The 13,781-nt window shown below is 60.2% G+C and carries 13 protein-coding genes; 3 read left to right on the top strand and 10 right to left on the bottom strand.

The window, feature by feature from the left end; translation table 11 throughout:
- Positions 1-83: 83 nt before the first annotated feature.
- From CSQ95_RS25470 to CSQ95_RS25435, 8 genes are all read right to left on the bottom strand, one after another.
- Positions 84-962 carry a flagellin gene (locus CSQ95_RS25470; RefSeq protein ID WP_077403203.1) on the bottom strand — a complete coding sequence of 293 codons (879 nt, stop codon included), beginning with the start codon at positions 960-962 and terminating at the stop codon, positions 84-86.
- A 184-nt stretch (positions 963-1,146) separates the two neighbouring features.
- Positions 1,147-1,998, bottom strand: a complete 852-nt coding sequence (locus CSQ95_RS25465; protein ID WP_099411527.1) for a flagellin — start codon at positions 1,996-1,998, stop codon at positions 1,147-1,149.
- Between the two features lie 183 nt (positions 1,999-2,181).
- The gene (locus CSQ95_RS25460) at positions 2,182-3,033 is read right to left on the bottom strand and encodes a flagellin (RefSeq protein WP_099411526.1); all 852 of its coding nucleotides are present in this window, start codon (positions 3,031-3,033) and stop codon (positions 2,182-2,184) included.
- Between the two features lie 172 nt (positions 3,034-3,205).
- Positions 3,206-3,802, bottom strand: coding sequence for an acyltransferase (locus CSQ95_RS25455; RefSeq protein WP_099411525.1), 597 nt, complete (start codon positions 3,800-3,802; stop codon positions 3,206-3,208).
- Complete coding sequence (locus tag CSQ95_RS25450) at positions 3,795-4,538, bottom strand: CatB-related O-acetyltransferase (protein WP_099411524.1); 744 nt, start codon at positions 4,536-4,538, stop codon at positions 3,795-3,797. Before CSQ95_RS25450 ends, CSQ95_RS25455 begins: the two co-directional genes overlap by 8 nt.
- Positions 4,535-5,668, bottom strand: coding sequence for a DegT/DnrJ/EryC1/StrS aminotransferase family protein (locus tag CSQ95_RS25445; RefSeq protein ID WP_099411523.1), 1,134 nt, complete (start codon positions 5,666-5,668; stop codon positions 4,535-4,537). The genes CSQ95_RS25450 and CSQ95_RS25445 overlap by 4 nt, the downstream gene beginning before the upstream one ends.
- A complete protein-coding gene (locus tag CSQ95_RS25440) occupies positions 5,665-8,274 on the bottom strand; it encodes a tetratricopeptide repeat protein (RefSeq protein ID WP_099411522.1) in 2,610 nt (869 codons plus the stop codon). The genes CSQ95_RS25445 and CSQ95_RS25440 overlap by 4 nt, the downstream gene beginning before the upstream one ends.
- 229 nt (positions 8,275-8,503) lie before the next feature.
- Positions 8,504-10,180, bottom strand: a complete 1,677-nt coding sequence (locus CSQ95_RS25435; RefSeq protein WP_175444538.1) for an electron transfer flavoprotein-ubiquinone oxidoreductase — start codon at positions 10,178-10,180, stop codon at positions 8,504-8,506.
- Positions 10,181-10,444: 264 nt separating this feature from the next.
- Between CSQ95_RS25435 and CSQ95_RS25430 the strand changes: the two genes are divergently transcribed.
- A complete protein-coding gene (locus CSQ95_RS25430; RefSeq protein WP_034752351.1) occupies positions 10,445-11,221 on the top strand; it encodes an SDR family oxidoreductase in 777 nt (258 codons plus the stop codon).
- Positions 11,222-11,364: 143 nt separating this feature from the next.
- Here CSQ95_RS25430 and CSQ95_RS25425 read toward each other — a convergent pair whose 3' ends face one another.
- On the bottom strand, positions 11,365-11,931 hold the full coding sequence (locus CSQ95_RS25425; RefSeq protein ID WP_070221561.1) for a LuxR C-terminal-related transcriptional regulator: 567 nt from the start codon (positions 11,929-11,931) through the stop codon (positions 11,365-11,367).
- Between the two features lie 147 nt (positions 11,932-12,078).
- Here CSQ95_RS25425 and CSQ95_RS25420 point away from each other — a divergent pair, with 147 nt between their 5' ends.
- Both CSQ95_RS25420 and CSQ95_RS25415 read left to right on the top strand, forming a co-directional pair.
- A complete protein-coding gene (locus CSQ95_RS25420; protein WP_070289089.1) occupies positions 12,079-12,777 on the top strand; it encodes a CoA transferase subunit A in 699 nt (232 codons plus the stop codon).
- A gap of 21 nt (positions 12,778-12,798) precedes the next feature.
- A complete protein-coding gene (locus CSQ95_RS25415) occupies positions 12,799-13,449 on the top strand; it encodes a CoA transferase subunit B (protein WP_065306524.1) in 651 nt (216 codons plus the stop codon).
- A gap of 42 nt (positions 13,450-13,491) precedes the next feature.
- On the opposite strand, the gene CSQ95_RS25410 is transcribed toward CSQ95_RS25415, so the two are convergent.
- On the bottom strand, positions 13,492-13,781 hold a 290-nt coding region (locus CSQ95_RS25410), incomplete at its 5' end, for an integrase core domain-containing protein (protein ID WP_143450079.1).

Genomic DNA, 13,781 nt, shown 5'->3' with positions numbered 1-13,781 from the left:
AGTCAAATTTATACGTTTCGCACATAAAAAAAGCCAGACCGCAGTCTGGCTTCGTTTGCTGGCCGCAAGCGGCCCGGCAAAGATTATTGCAGCAAGGACATGACCATCGAGGACATGCTGTTGCTTTGTTTCAGCATCGCGGTGCCGGCTTGCAGCAGCATTTGCGACGACGTCATGTTCGAGCTTTCGGTGGCGAAATCGACGTCCATGATGCGGCCGGTAGCGGCTTTGGTGTTGGTGGCGATGTTCGACAGGTTGCTGTTGACGTGGTCGAGGCGGTTGGCGGCGGCGCCCAGGGAGGAACGGATCGTGCCGACGTTGTCGATGGCATTTTTCAGCAGGTCGATCGTGGCGTTTGCCGTGCCGGTCAGTTCCGTGCCGACGCCGGCGCTGGTTGCCTTGAAGTTGTTGGCGGACAGGCCCTTCAGCGCGCCGTCCAGCGTGACCATGCCTGCTTGCACGGTGAAGTCCATGGTTTCCGACTTGGCGGCGCCGATCTGGAAGGTCATCTTGGCTTCCGAGAGGGTGCCCTTGCCGGTCGTGCCGTCGCCCAGCAAATTCTGGCCGCCGAACGTGGTATTGGTCATCACGTTGTACAGTTCCAGGCCCAGCGCGTCGTATTCGGCTTGCATGGCGGTTTTGTCGGCCGTGTTCGACGAAGCATCGGCAGCTTGCGTGGCCAGATCTTTCATGCGCACCAGCATGTTGGTGACTTCACCGAACGCGCCTTCAGCCGTTTGCAGCATCGAGGTGCTGTTTTGCGTGTTGCTCATGGCGACCGTCATGCCGCTGGTCTGTGCTTTCAGGCGGGTGGCGATCTGCAGGCCGGCAGCGTCATCCATTGCCGAGTTGATGCGGTAGCCGGTCGACAGTCGGGTCATCGAGGTCGACAGTTGCGATTGGGTCTTGGCGATCGAGTTCTGTGCGGACAGCGATGCGTTGTTGGTGTGAAGGCTCAGCATTGTATTGCTCCTGGTAAGTGAATTCGTCGAGCGGCAGGTAATTTCTTGCCCTCACCCCTACAAGGCGACAGGGGAACACCTTTCATTAAATTCCACACGGAAATTTTTTATCTGGCGCGCCGCCATGAAAAAAAGCCCCGGCAATCGCTTGCCGGGGCTTTCATGCAGCGCGAGGCGCCGGTGATTATTGCAGCAAGGACATGACCATCGAGGACATGCTGTTGCTTTGTTTCAGCATCGCGGTGCCGGCTTGCAGCAGCATTTGCGACGACGTCATGTTCGAGCTTTCGGTGGCGAAATCGACGTCCATGATGCGGCCGGTAGCGGCCTTGGTGTTGGTCGAGATGTTCGACAGGTTGCTGTTGACGTGGTCGAGGCGGTTGGCGGCGGCGCCCAGCGCCGAACGTACCACGCCGATGCTGTCGATGGCCGAAACCAGGCTGCCGATGGCGGCGTTGGCGCTGGCGGTCAGTTCGGTGCCCAGGCCAGCGGCGCCGAAGTTGGCGCTGGCCGAACCCAGTGCGGCGGTGACGCTGCCCATCGAGGTGGACAGGTTGATGCTCATCGTTTCCGATTTCGCGGCGCCGATCTGGAACGTCATGGCGCTGGCGATGGTGCCGCCGGTCAGCAGGGCTTGGCCGCCGAACGTGGTGTTTTTCATCACGTTGGACAATTCCAGGCCCAGTGCGTCGTACTCGGCTTGCATGGCGTCCTTGTCGGCCGTGTTCGACGAAGCATCGGCAGCTTGCGTGGCCAGGTCTTTCATGCGCACCAGCATGTTGGTGACTTCACCGAACGCGCCTTCAGCCGTTTGCAGCATCGAGGTGCTGTTTTGCGTGTTGCTCATGGCGACCGTCATGCCGCTGGTCTGTGCTTTCAGGCGGGTGGCGATCTGCAGGCCGGCAGCGTCGTCCATTGCCGAGTTGATGCGGTAGCCGGTCGACAGGCGGGTCATCGAGGTCGACAGTTGCGATTGCGTTTTGGCGATCGAGTTCTGTGCGGACAGCGATGCGTTGTTGGTGTGAAGGCTCAGCATTGTATTGCTCCTGGTAAGTGAATTCGTCGAGCGGCAGGTAATTTCTTGCCCTCACCCCTACAAGGCGACAGGGGAGCACCTTTCATTAAATTCCACACGGAAATTTTTATCTGGCGCACCGCCATGAAAAAAAGCCCCGGCAATCGCTTGCCGGGGCTTTCATGCGGCGCTAGGCGCCGGTGATTATTGCAGCAAGGACATGACCATCGAGGACATGCTGTTGCTTTGTTTCAGCATCGCGGTGCCGGCTTGCAGCAGCATCTGCGACGAGGTCATGTTCGAGCTTTCGGTGGCGAAGTCGACGTCCATGATCCGGCCGGTAGCGGCCTTGGTGTTGGTCGAGATGTTCGACAGGTTGCTGTTGACGTGGTCGAGGCGGTTGGCGGCGGCGCCCAGGGCCGAACGTACCACGCCGATGCTGTCGATGGCCGAAACCAGGCTGCCGATGGCCGTGTTGGCCAAGGTTTTCAGTTCGGTGCCGCCGGCGGTGCCGGCGAAGTTGGCGGTGGCCGAACCCAGTGCGGTGGCGACGCTGCCCATCGAGGTGGACAGGTTGATGGTCATCGTTTCCGACTTCGCGGCGCCGATCTGGAACGTCATGGCGCTGGCGATGGTGCCGCCGGTCAGCAGGGCTTGGCCGCCGAACGTGGTGTTGTTCATCACGTTGGACAACTCCAGGCCCAGTGCGTCGTACTCGGCTTGCATGGCGTCCTTGTCGGCCGTGTTCGACGAAGCATCGGCAGCTTGGGTGGCCAGATCTTTCATGCGCACCAGCATGTTGGTGACTTCACCGAACGCGCCTTCAGCCGTTTGCAGCATCGAGGTGCTGTTTTGCGTGTTGCTCATGGCGACCGTCATGCCGCTGGTCTGTGCTTTCAGGCGGGTAGCGATCTGCAGGCCGGCAGCGTCGTCCATTGCCGAGTTGATGCGGTAGCCGGTGGACAGGCGGGTCATCGAGGTCGACAGTTGCGATTGGGTCTTGGCGATCGAGTTTTGTGCGGACAGCGATGCGTTATTGGTGTGAAGGCTCAGCATTGTATTGCTCCTGTAGGATATATTCAGCGAGACGCGGTATTTTTCTGCTCTCACAAGCACAAGGCGGCTATTTCTGCTTATGTATTAAATGCTACATGGAAATATTTTTTATCTGACCGCTGGCCTGCGATGATTTTTTATTGTCATAGAAACCATATCTAAAAATATATTTTTAACTATTTTTCACGGCATCCCGCGCGCGCAATTGCTCTTCCGCAATTAACAGCCCCTGGTCGCGGCTGTTGATCCGCTTCGCCGGTGTGCCCGCATAGATTCCCCATGCCGGCAGGGACTTGGTGACCAGGCTGAGCGCGCCCACGGCGACGCCTTCGCCAAGCTGCGCGCCGGGCAGCACCACGCTGCCCGAGCCGATGATGACGTGCCTGCCCAGGTGGACAGTGCCACTTTTGCAGTTTGTAAATTCCGCCGGCACGGTTGGGTTGGTCATGCTGGCACCGCTGTAGTCATCGGTCTTGCTGTACAGGCGCACGCCTTGCGACAAGCCGGCGTAGTCTTCCAGCGTGATGCCGGCGGCGCCGGAAAGAAAGCCGCCGCCGCCGATATGCACGTAGTTGCCGATGTGGATATATCCGCCTGCCGCCGCCAGCGTGCTGTAGCCGTCGATGCGTACGTTGTTGCCGACCGCGATATTTTCGATGCCGATGATGGTGCAGTTCCTGGCAATGCGCACGTTGTGGCCGAGGCTGCGAAACCCCGCGTCGCGCAAGTCTTCTTCGGTGTAATAGCCGGGATTGAAAAGTTCAGACATGGTCATCCTTGTGCGGGTGTGCGGCACCGGCTTCTAGGTGGCGGCGCTTGCTTTCTGCCAATTCGGCAATGATGCGCAGCGCATCGCCGTCGTCGGCCGTCATGTTTTGCAGGAAATGCGCATTATTCTCGCGTATCCAGCGCAGCGGCAGTTCCCACCAGGCCAGCGCCAGCAGGGCTGCGCGCACTTCCTCGCTGAAGCGGAAGCGCAGCAGCCGCGCCGGCGTCCCTGCGTAAACGCCGTAGGGTTCGCTGCGGAAATCGGGCGGCACCAGCGTGCGCGCACCGATGACGCAGCCATTCTCGATGACCGCGCCGCCCAATATCATCGCCTCGTCGCCGATCCACACATCGTTCTTGATCACGGTATCGGCATATTGGGGAATCGGGCTGTTTTCCAGGCCCATGCCGCCCAATGCCAGAAGATACGTGGAAATGGTGCGCATGTCGTGCTGGCCGTTGAGGATGAAGCGCAGATTCGCGCCGCCGGAAACGTAGCGCCCGATTTGCAGGTGCTGCGCGGTCGAATCGTATTTGGCTTGCGAACCGATGCCGATGCCGGAACAGCGGCCGATGGTAAATTGCCCGAAGTCCGGCTCATTGCCCAGCCAGTTACGGAAAAAGCCATGCGGTATCAGGGTCTGTCCGCCACTTTTATAGGACAGCACGGTAAATTGTGCCGCCCAGCGATGGTCGTCGATGGTGCCGAAAAAGTCGGTGTCTGTGGAAATATTCATGGGGTCAGGCCGGCCTGTGCATGCTGCTCGACGATGGCGCAGATGGCATCGACCTGATCGAGGCCCAGGCCGGGATAGATGGGCAGGCAGATGATTTGCCGCGATGCTTGCAGCGCGTTCGGCAGATTACTGTGGGCGGCGGTCGGCATGCTGCGGTACATGGGGAAGTCGCTGATAAGCGGATAGAAATAGCGGCGCGCGTAGATATTCTCGTCCCGCAGCAGATGGAACAGTGCGTCGCGGCTGGTGCCGTAGGCTTCCTTGATGAGAATGGGGAAGTAGGAATGGTTGGCCGATTCCTCCTCTCCAGCGGGCAGGCAGTCGATGCCGGCGATGGCCGTCAGCCGTTCCCGGTAGCGCGCATCGATGGAGCGCCGCTGCAGGCGTGCTGCGTCGATGCCCTTCAATTGCAGCAGGCCGAATGCGGCGTTGATCTCGCTCATCTTGCCGTTGATGCCGGGCGCCACCACCGTCACTTCGTCGACGAAACCGAAATTTTTCAAATGGTCGATGCGCTGCTTGGTCTTGGCGTCGGGGCAGACGATCGCGCCGCCTTCAAAGGTATTGAAAATCTTCGTGGCGTGAAAACTCAGCACGGACAGGTCGCCGCAATTGAGCACGCTGCTGCCCTTGTGCCGCACGCCGAACGCATGCGCCGCGTCGTAGATGACTTTCAAGCCATAGTTGTCGGCGATCTTTTCGATGCGTTCCACGTCGCAGGGACGGCCATAGCAGTGCACCGGCATGATGGCTGTGGTGTGCGGCGTGATGGCTGCCTCGATCCTGGCAGGATCCATATTCAGGCTCAGCGGGTCGATATCGACAAAAATGGGTTTGATGCCATTCCACAGCAGCGAGTGGGCGGTAGCGACGAAGGAATAGGGCGTGGTGATGACTTCGCCGGTGATGCGCAGCGCCTGCAGGGCCGTGATCAGCGCCAGCGTACCATTGGTAAACAGGCAGATGTGCTTGACGCCCAGATAGTCGCATAGCGCCTGTTCCAGTTGCTGGTGGAACGGGCCGCCGTTGGTGAGGATTTTATTTTCCCAGATCTCTTCCAGATACGGCAGGAAGTCTTGCAAATCTGGCATGAGCGGCTGCGTGACGTAAATCGGCTTCTTGTCGCTCATGACTGCACCGCCTGCTTGCTGGCGTCGTCGGGCGCAATGGCGAACGATGCGGGCGGCAAGCCGCCGCACCAGCGCTGCCACATGGTGCGGAAAGCCTGTTCCATATTGTGGGCGATGGCGCGGGAGTCGGCCAGCGCAGACTCTTGCATGCGGTTGCGCAAGTCTGCGCGCAGGACGGCCAGTTGCATGATGTTGTTAGACAAGAATATTCCTTTCCGGACGAAATCGTCGTCGTCGGTCGCGATGAAGGCGTCGAGCCCCACATGCTGCAAGATGCAGGCGCCGGCATGGCTCGGTACGCTTGTACCCTTGAGCGTCAGCGTGGGCACGCCCATCCACAGCGCGTGCAGCGTGGTGGTGCCGCCCGTGTACGGGAAGGTGTCGAGGCAAAGGTCGATTTGCTGGTGCAGGGCCAGATAGCCGCCCAGGTGGGTGCGGCCGTGGAAGGTCAGGCGGTTGGCGGCGATGCCTTCCTGCGCGAACCAGGCTTGCAAGGTGGTGATGTCGCTGTCCTTTTGCATGGCAGCCAGATGCATTTTCGCTTCGGGTAGGGCCCGCAGCAGCTTTGCCCAGCGGGCGATGACGCCTGGGTTGAGCTTGCTGAGCCGATTGAAGCTGCCGAAGGTCAGGTAGCCGTTGCCCAGCGCTGGCGCGCGGACCAGCTCCGGGGAGTCCGACGATGGCAGGAAGGGCACGCTGGCGGGCAGCAGCACGACTTTTTCCGTGAAGTACTTTTCATCGACGTCGAATTGCGGATCCGTCAGGTAGTAATCCATGGTCTTCAGGCCCGTTGTGCCGGGATAGGCGATCCAGCTGACCTGAATCGGCGCCAGTTTGCGGCCAAAGGCCGTCAGGCGGTTGAAGGCAGTATGGCTGGACAAGTCGACCAGGATGTCGATGCCGTCTTCGCGGATTTTTTCCTGCAAGTTGCTGTCGCTCACCTCGATGATGTTTTGCCAATGCGGGAAATAGCCGCGCAGGCGCTGCGTGACGGCGTCTTCCAGCGTATTGTTGTAATAGGCATACAGGCTCAGGCCGGGGCTGGCGCTCAGGTGCGCGATCACGGGCACGACGAAATTGGACACCACGTGCGAATTGAAGTCGCCCGAGACAAAGCCGACCCTGATGCGCCGCGCGGGATCGTTGTCGTTGTGGAAGCCGTGGACTTCCGCTGTCCCGGCCGTGGACGGGCGGTCGAAGGCTTCGCCGAAGCGGCAATGTTCCTCAAACAGGCTTTGGGCGTCGATATCGATGCTATGGCTGAGGCAAAACAGCAGACCGCTGTGGCTTTCCGGAATATGCGGTGCCACCGTCCGCGCGCGATAGCCGCTGGCGATGGCTTGCTCCAAGTGGCCTTCGGCATGGAGTAGCGAGCACAGGTTGATTTCCGCCGCTGCGTAGTCGGGCTTGATTTCCAGGGCGCGCTGGAACGCGGCCAGCGCCTCCTTGCTTTTGCCCATGGTGCGCATGACATTACCTAAATGAAAATGCAATTCTTCATCATCTGGTTCGGATTCCATGGCCGTGTTGAGGCACGTCAATACATCCTGATACTGTTTCAGCGCCAGGTAGGCGGCGACCAGATTGTTCCGTGCCGCCCGGTAAGCGGGTTTTATCTGCAGCGCGCGCTGGAAGCTGCGCACGGCGTCCTGCACATTTTTGTTTTCGTGCAGCGCCTGGCCGAGCCGGTTGTGCGCTTCAGCGTCGTCGGGCAGTGCAAGGGTGGCGGCGCGGAAGCTGTCGGCAGCGGCGCCAAACTGTTTCTGGCGCAGCAGCGCATTGCCCAGGTTAAATGCCGCCAGTGCGTAGTCCGGCTTCAAGGCAAGGGCGCGGCGGTAGCTCGCCACGGCCTCGTCCAGCCGGTTTTCTGCCTGGAGCAGGTTGCCCAGGTTGCAGTGCGCCTCGGCGAACGCCGGCTCGATTTCCAGTGCCCGCAGGTAGCATTCGCGGGCTGCATCGAGTTTTCCGGCCGTTTGCCAGGCATTGCCCAGGTGGCCATGAGCCTGCGCATCGTGCGGCGTCAGTTCCACCGTCCGCTGCAGCGTGGCGAGTGCATCCTTGCCTTGCAGTTGCAAGGCCGTGCCCAGCACGCTCCAGCCGAATGGCGAGTCGGGATAGGTTGCCAGCAATTGCCGGCAGGCCGCTTCCATCTGCGCATGCTGGCCTGCCTGGTACAGTTGTACGATCTGGTCCATTTCCGGCTGCGAAGGCGACAGGGCCGCCAGCGCGACGGCTTCCTGCGCCTGCCGGCGCAGCGCTTGCGAAGCATCATTGTCCAGTCCGCGGGCGATGGCGGTGTCGACGATGTCGAGCGCTTCGTCGGGCTGTCCCGCCTGCAGCAATCCCTGCGCATAGGACAGCCAGAACTGGCCTTCGTCCGGGGCGACGGACAGCGCCTTGCGCAAATACGGCAGGCTGGCCACGTGCTGGCCTACTTGTCCGGCCAGCAAGCCCAGGTTGTGGTTGGCGATGGCATGGTAGGGATGATCCTGCAGGATCGACAGGTAAATCTCTTCCGCCTCGGCAAAACGCCCTGCCTGGTGTTCAGCAATGGCTTGCTGTAATTCGGTGTCGGGGGAGACTGCGGGAGGGAGGGTTGGGTGCATGGGCTGAGGCTGGAGAAATGTTTAGCAACGGGAATTGTAACTGGTGACAGTGCCCGCGAGAAACTTTCCGAGGGGAATTTGTTGACGCACGCCGCGCGAATGCGCACTTGCTGTTGCAGTTGATCCAAAGTGCGGGCAATTCTGATCCTTCCGACAAAAAAACAGCGCACCGCCGGATGGGAGTGCGCTGTTCTGGCCGATTGTCAGCCGGTGCTGCGGAACCTTGCGATTACATATTCGGATAGTTCGGGCCGCCGCCGCCTTCCGGTGTCACCCACACGATGTTCTGCGTCGGGTCCTTGATGTCGCAGGTTTTACAGTGCACGCAGTTTTGCGCATTGATCTGCAGGCGTTCGGCGCCGTCGTCGTTCTTCACGAATTCGTACACGCCGGCGGGACAGTAACGCGCTTCCGGACCCGCATACGTGGCCAGGTTGACATCGACGGGCACGCTGGCGTTCTTCAACGTCAGGTGGATGGGCTGGTCTTCCGCGTGGTTCGTGTTCGAGATGAACACAGACGACATCTTGTCGAAGGTCAGCTTGCCATCGGGTTTCGGATACACGATCTTTTTCGACTGGGCCGCCGGTTTCAGGCATTCGTGGTCGCCATGCGAGTGGTGCAGGGTCCACGGCGCCTTGCCGCGGAAGATCAGCTGGTCGATGCCCGTCATCAGGCTGCCCAGGTACAAACCTTTCGACAGCCATGGCTTGACGTTGCGCGCCACGTGCAGTTCTTCATGCAGCCAGGATTTCTCGAACGCAACAGGGTAGCTCGTCAGTTCGTCGTGCTGGCGCTGTTCGCCCAGCGCGCCGAAGGCCGCGTCCGCCGCCAGCATGCCGCTCTTGATGGCCGCGTGGCTGCCCTTGATGCGGCTCATGTTCAAAAAGCCCGCATCGCAGCCGATCAGCGCGCCGCCGGCAAACACCAGCTTCGGCAGCGATTGCAGGCCGCCGGCCGCAATGGCCCGCGCGCCGTACGAGATGCGCTTGCCGCCTTCGAAGAACTTGCGGATTTCCGGATGCGTTTTATAGCGCTGGAATTCCTCGTACGGCGACAGGTAGGGGTTTTCGTAGTTCAGGCCCACCACGTAGCCGACCATCACCTGGTTGTTTTCCAGGTGGTACAGGAAGGAGCCGCCATAGGTTTTCGTGTCCAGCGGCCAGCCGCTCGAGTGGATCACCAGGCCCGGCTTGTGCTGGGCCGGGTCGATTTCCCACAATTCCTTGATGCCGATGCCGTACGATTGCGGGTCCTTGCCGGCGTTCAAGTCATACTTGGCCATCAATTGCTTGCCCAGGTGGCCGCGCGCGCCTTCGGCGAACAGGGTGTATTTGGCGTGCAATTCCATGCCCAGCTGGAAGTCGGGACCGGGCTCGCCGTCGCGCTTGACGCCCATGTTGCCGGTCGCCACGCCTTTCACGGAGCCGTCGTCGTTGTAGAGGATTTCCGCGGCAGGGAAGCCGGGGAAGATTTCCACGCCCAGGTTTTCCGCCTGCTGGCCCATCCAGCGCACCACATTGCCCAAGGAGACGATGTAGTTGCCATGGTTTTCAAAGCAGGCCGGCACGGCGAAGCCTGGCGTCTTGTACGCTTTCGTTTCGGTCAGGAACAGGATGCGGTCTTCCGTTACTTCCGTGTTCAGGGGCGCGCCCAGTTCTTTCCAGTTCGGAATCAATTCCGTCAGCGCTTTCGGGTCCATGATGGCGCCCGACAGGATATGCGCGCCCAGTTCGCCGCCTTTTTCCAGCACGCAGACGGACACTTCCTGGCTCTTTTCAGCGGCCAGCTGCTTCAGGCGGATCGCCGCGGCCAAGCCTGCGGGGCCACCGCCGACGATCACCACGTCATACTCCATGGTTTCGCGCGGTCCGTACTGTTCAACTAAGTTATTAGGCTGTGTCATGGTCTCGATTTATAGTCACTCAATTAGGTAGCAAGGATAGGGAATAAAGCATCATCGGGGAAATTTAAGCACGAGTGTGCTTGTTTTTGACGAGGATTGCAACTTTGGCGCCATTTTGCGTGACATTGCCCCTCGCCGCAATCTAAATCCGGCCATTTTGTGTAATGATGGCGTTTACTTTTGCTCGAGTGCGCGGCGGGGGAATTTGCCGGATTGCCATGGGCATGGCGTAAAGTGTTGTTTAAAATAAAACAGGAGTAGCTCGTGGGCATAGAAGTCAATTTCGAGGGCAAGATTGCCCTGATTACCGGCGCATCGAGCGGCCTCGGCGCGCGCTTTGCGAAAGTGCTGGCCCAGGCCGGCGCGCAGGTCGTGCTGGCGTCGCGCCGCACCGAACGCCTGAAGGAATTGCGCGCCGAAATCGAGGCGGACGGCGGCGCCGCGCACGTGGTGTCGCTCGACGTGACCGACTTTGCCAGCATCAAGTCGGCCATCGCCCATGCGGAAACGGAAGCGGGTCCCATCGATATCCTCGTCAACAATTCAGGTGTCTCCACCACGCAACGTCTGGTCGACGTCACGCCCGAAGATTACTCGTTCGTGATGGACACCAATCTGCGCGGTTCGTTCTTCGTGGCCCAGCAGACGGCCAAGCGCATGATCGCGCGCGCCAAGGGCGACCCGAAGAAACAGCACCGCATCATCAATATCGCCTCGATGGCCGGCTTGCAGGTGTTGCCGCAGATCGGCGTGTACTGCATGAGCAAGGCGGGCATGGTGCACATGACGCGCGCCATGGCCGTGGAATGGGGTAAATATGGCATCAACACCAACGCCATCTGCCCCGGCTACATTTCCACCGAGATCAATGAAGATTATTTCGCTACCGAGCAGGGCAAGAAACTGATCGAAATGCTGCCGAATAAACGGCCGGGCAAGCCGGAGGACCTCGACGGCCTGCTGCTGTTGCTGGCGGGCGAGGATTCGCACTTCATCAATGGCGCGATTATCTCCGCCGATGGCGGCATGAGTACTTTTTAACGCCATAAAACCTGCTGCGCGTCGCGCTTTGCGGCCTGCGATGCTCACCGTGCTAGAGCACGGTTGCGCTTCTCAACCACAAATCGCTGCCGCTCGCGACGGTTTTACTTGGCTTTAAACGAAAAGTCACCCTGGCTGCAGCCCTAGCGCTGCAGCTGCAGTCCCACCAGCTTGTGCACCAGCTCCGACGACGTCGAGGCGGCGAACTTGCGCATCAGCTTGGCGCGGTGCATTTCCACCGTGCGGGGGCTGAGGTCGATCTGGCGGGCGATGACCTTGCTGGTCTTGCCTTCCACCAGCAGGGCGGCGATTTCGCGCTCGCGCGGGGTCAGTTCCGCCGTCACGGGACGTTTCTCGCTGACATCCTCGAACGTCCAGATGCCCGCTCCCAGCGGTTGATTCGGCAGCATGGCGTGGCCCGTCACGTGGCACCAGAACAATTCTCCATTGCTGCGGCGCATGATGCGCTCGTCCGAATAGCGGCCCCTGGCGTTCATGATGGGGATGATGCGGTCACCCGTGCGCAGGAATTCGTCGTGCGTGGGGTAGAGTACTTCGAAGGACTGGTCGTCGAGCTGGGCGCGCGCATAGCCGAACATGGCCGCCAGCGCTTCGTTGCAGCTGCGCATGATGCGGTTTTCCGACATGCACATGCCCACGGGCGCGTGCAGGAAGATGCTTTCATAATCGATGGCTGACGCGGCGTTCATCTGATGCGTATCACTCTCACAGGGGGATTGCCGGCACGGCGCCGGTAGTTCTACGGTATTGTACTTTCCACTCGCGTATTTTATGCTGAGACGCTGCCTGAGTCATGGACTCAAGACCAAAGCTTAACAAAAGATAGAGGGACACCCATGAATAAAGTTTATCCTGACGCCGCCTCGGCGCTGGCCGGTATCGTCCAAGATGGCCAGACCATCGCCGTCGGCGGCTTCGGCCTGTGCGGCATTCCCGAAGCCCTGATCGGCGCCTTGCGCGATTCGGGCGTGACGGGCCTGACGGCCATTTCCAACAACGCCGGCGTGGACGGCTTCGGCCTGGGCCAGCTGCTGACCACGCGCCAGATCAAGAAAATGATCGCCTCCTATGTGGGTGAAAACAAGGAATTCGCGCGCCAGTACCTGGCCGGCGAGCTGGAACTGGAATTCACGCCGCAAGGCACCCTGGCCGAGAAGCTGCGCGCCGGCGGCGCCGGCATCCCCGCCTTCTTCACCAAGACGGGCGTGGGCACCATCGTTGCCGACGGCAAGGAACTGCGCGAATTCGACGGCGAACAATACGTGATGGAACGCAGCCTCGTGGCCGACGTGGCCCTGGTCAAAGCCTACATGGCCGACCGCGCCGGCAACCTGATCTACCGCAAGACGGCGCGCAATTTCAACCCGAACGTGGCCATGGCGGGCAAGATCACCATCGTGGAAGTGGAAAAACTGGTCGAAGTGGGCGAGATCGACCCGGACCAGGTCCACACGCCGAGCATCTTCGTGCACCGCATCGTGGTCAACGCGAACCCGGAAAAACGCATCGAGCAGCGCACCGTGCGCGCCGACTAAATACAAGATTGGGAGATGATCATGGCTTGGACAAGAGATGAAATGGCCGCGCGCGCGGCTAAAGAATTGCAGGATGGCTTTTATGTGAACCTGGGCATCGGCTTGCCGACCCTGGTGGCCAACTATGTGCCGGACAATATCGAAGTGTTTTTGCAGTCGGAAAACGGCTTGCTGGGCATCGGCCCGTTCCCGCTCGATGCCGAAGTCGATGCCGACCTGATCAACGCCGGCAAGCAGACCGTCACGGCCCTGCCGGGCGCGGCCTACTTCAGCTCGGCCGATTCCTTCGGCATGATCCGTGGCGGCAAGATCAACCTGGCCATCCTGGGCGCCATGCAGGTGTCGGAAAAGGGCGACCTGGCGAACTGGATGATTCCAGGCAAAATGGTCAAGGGCATGGGCGGCGCGATGGACCTCGTCGCCGGCGTCAAGCGCGTCGTCGTACTGATGGAGCACGTGGCCACGGCCAAGGATGGCACGACGTCGCACAAGTTGCTGAAACAATGCGACTTGCCGCTGACGGGCGTGGGCGTGGTCGACGTCATCATCAGCGACCTGGGCGTCATCGACGTGACGGAAAACGGCTTGAAGCTGGTGGAACTGGCGCCTGGCGTGACCAAGGAGCAAGTGCAGGCGGCCACGGGCGCGGAACTGGACGTTTCCGCCGTCTGAGCGGCTCGTTGCCTGTCCAGTCCTAAAATAGGTTGACAGTATTTATTGCTGCACAAACGCCCGATGCACCGCATCGGGCGTTTTGTACTTCAAGGCCGGATGTGGTCGTTCCTGGTTGTATATCCGCACCGATTGCGCCACCATTTTGCTCGCCTGTTGCAGGTCTGCAGGTCGATTCAGCAAGAACTCGCCTTTCAGAATGCCATTGATACGTTCGGCCAGCGCATTCTGATAGCAGTCGTAGCCGTCGGTCATGGAGCAAGTCAGTCCATGACGACGATGAATTTCTTGATAGTAAGTCGAGCAGTACTGGATGCCCCTGTCTGAATGAT

The organism is Janthinobacterium sp. BJB304 (assembly GCF_002735765.1).
GTDB lineage: Bacteria > Pseudomonadota > Gammaproteobacteria > Burkholderiales > Burkholderiaceae_D > Janthinobacterium.
Note: the sequence above shows the minus strand (reverse complement) of the source record. Positions and strands in the feature narration are given on the sequence as shown.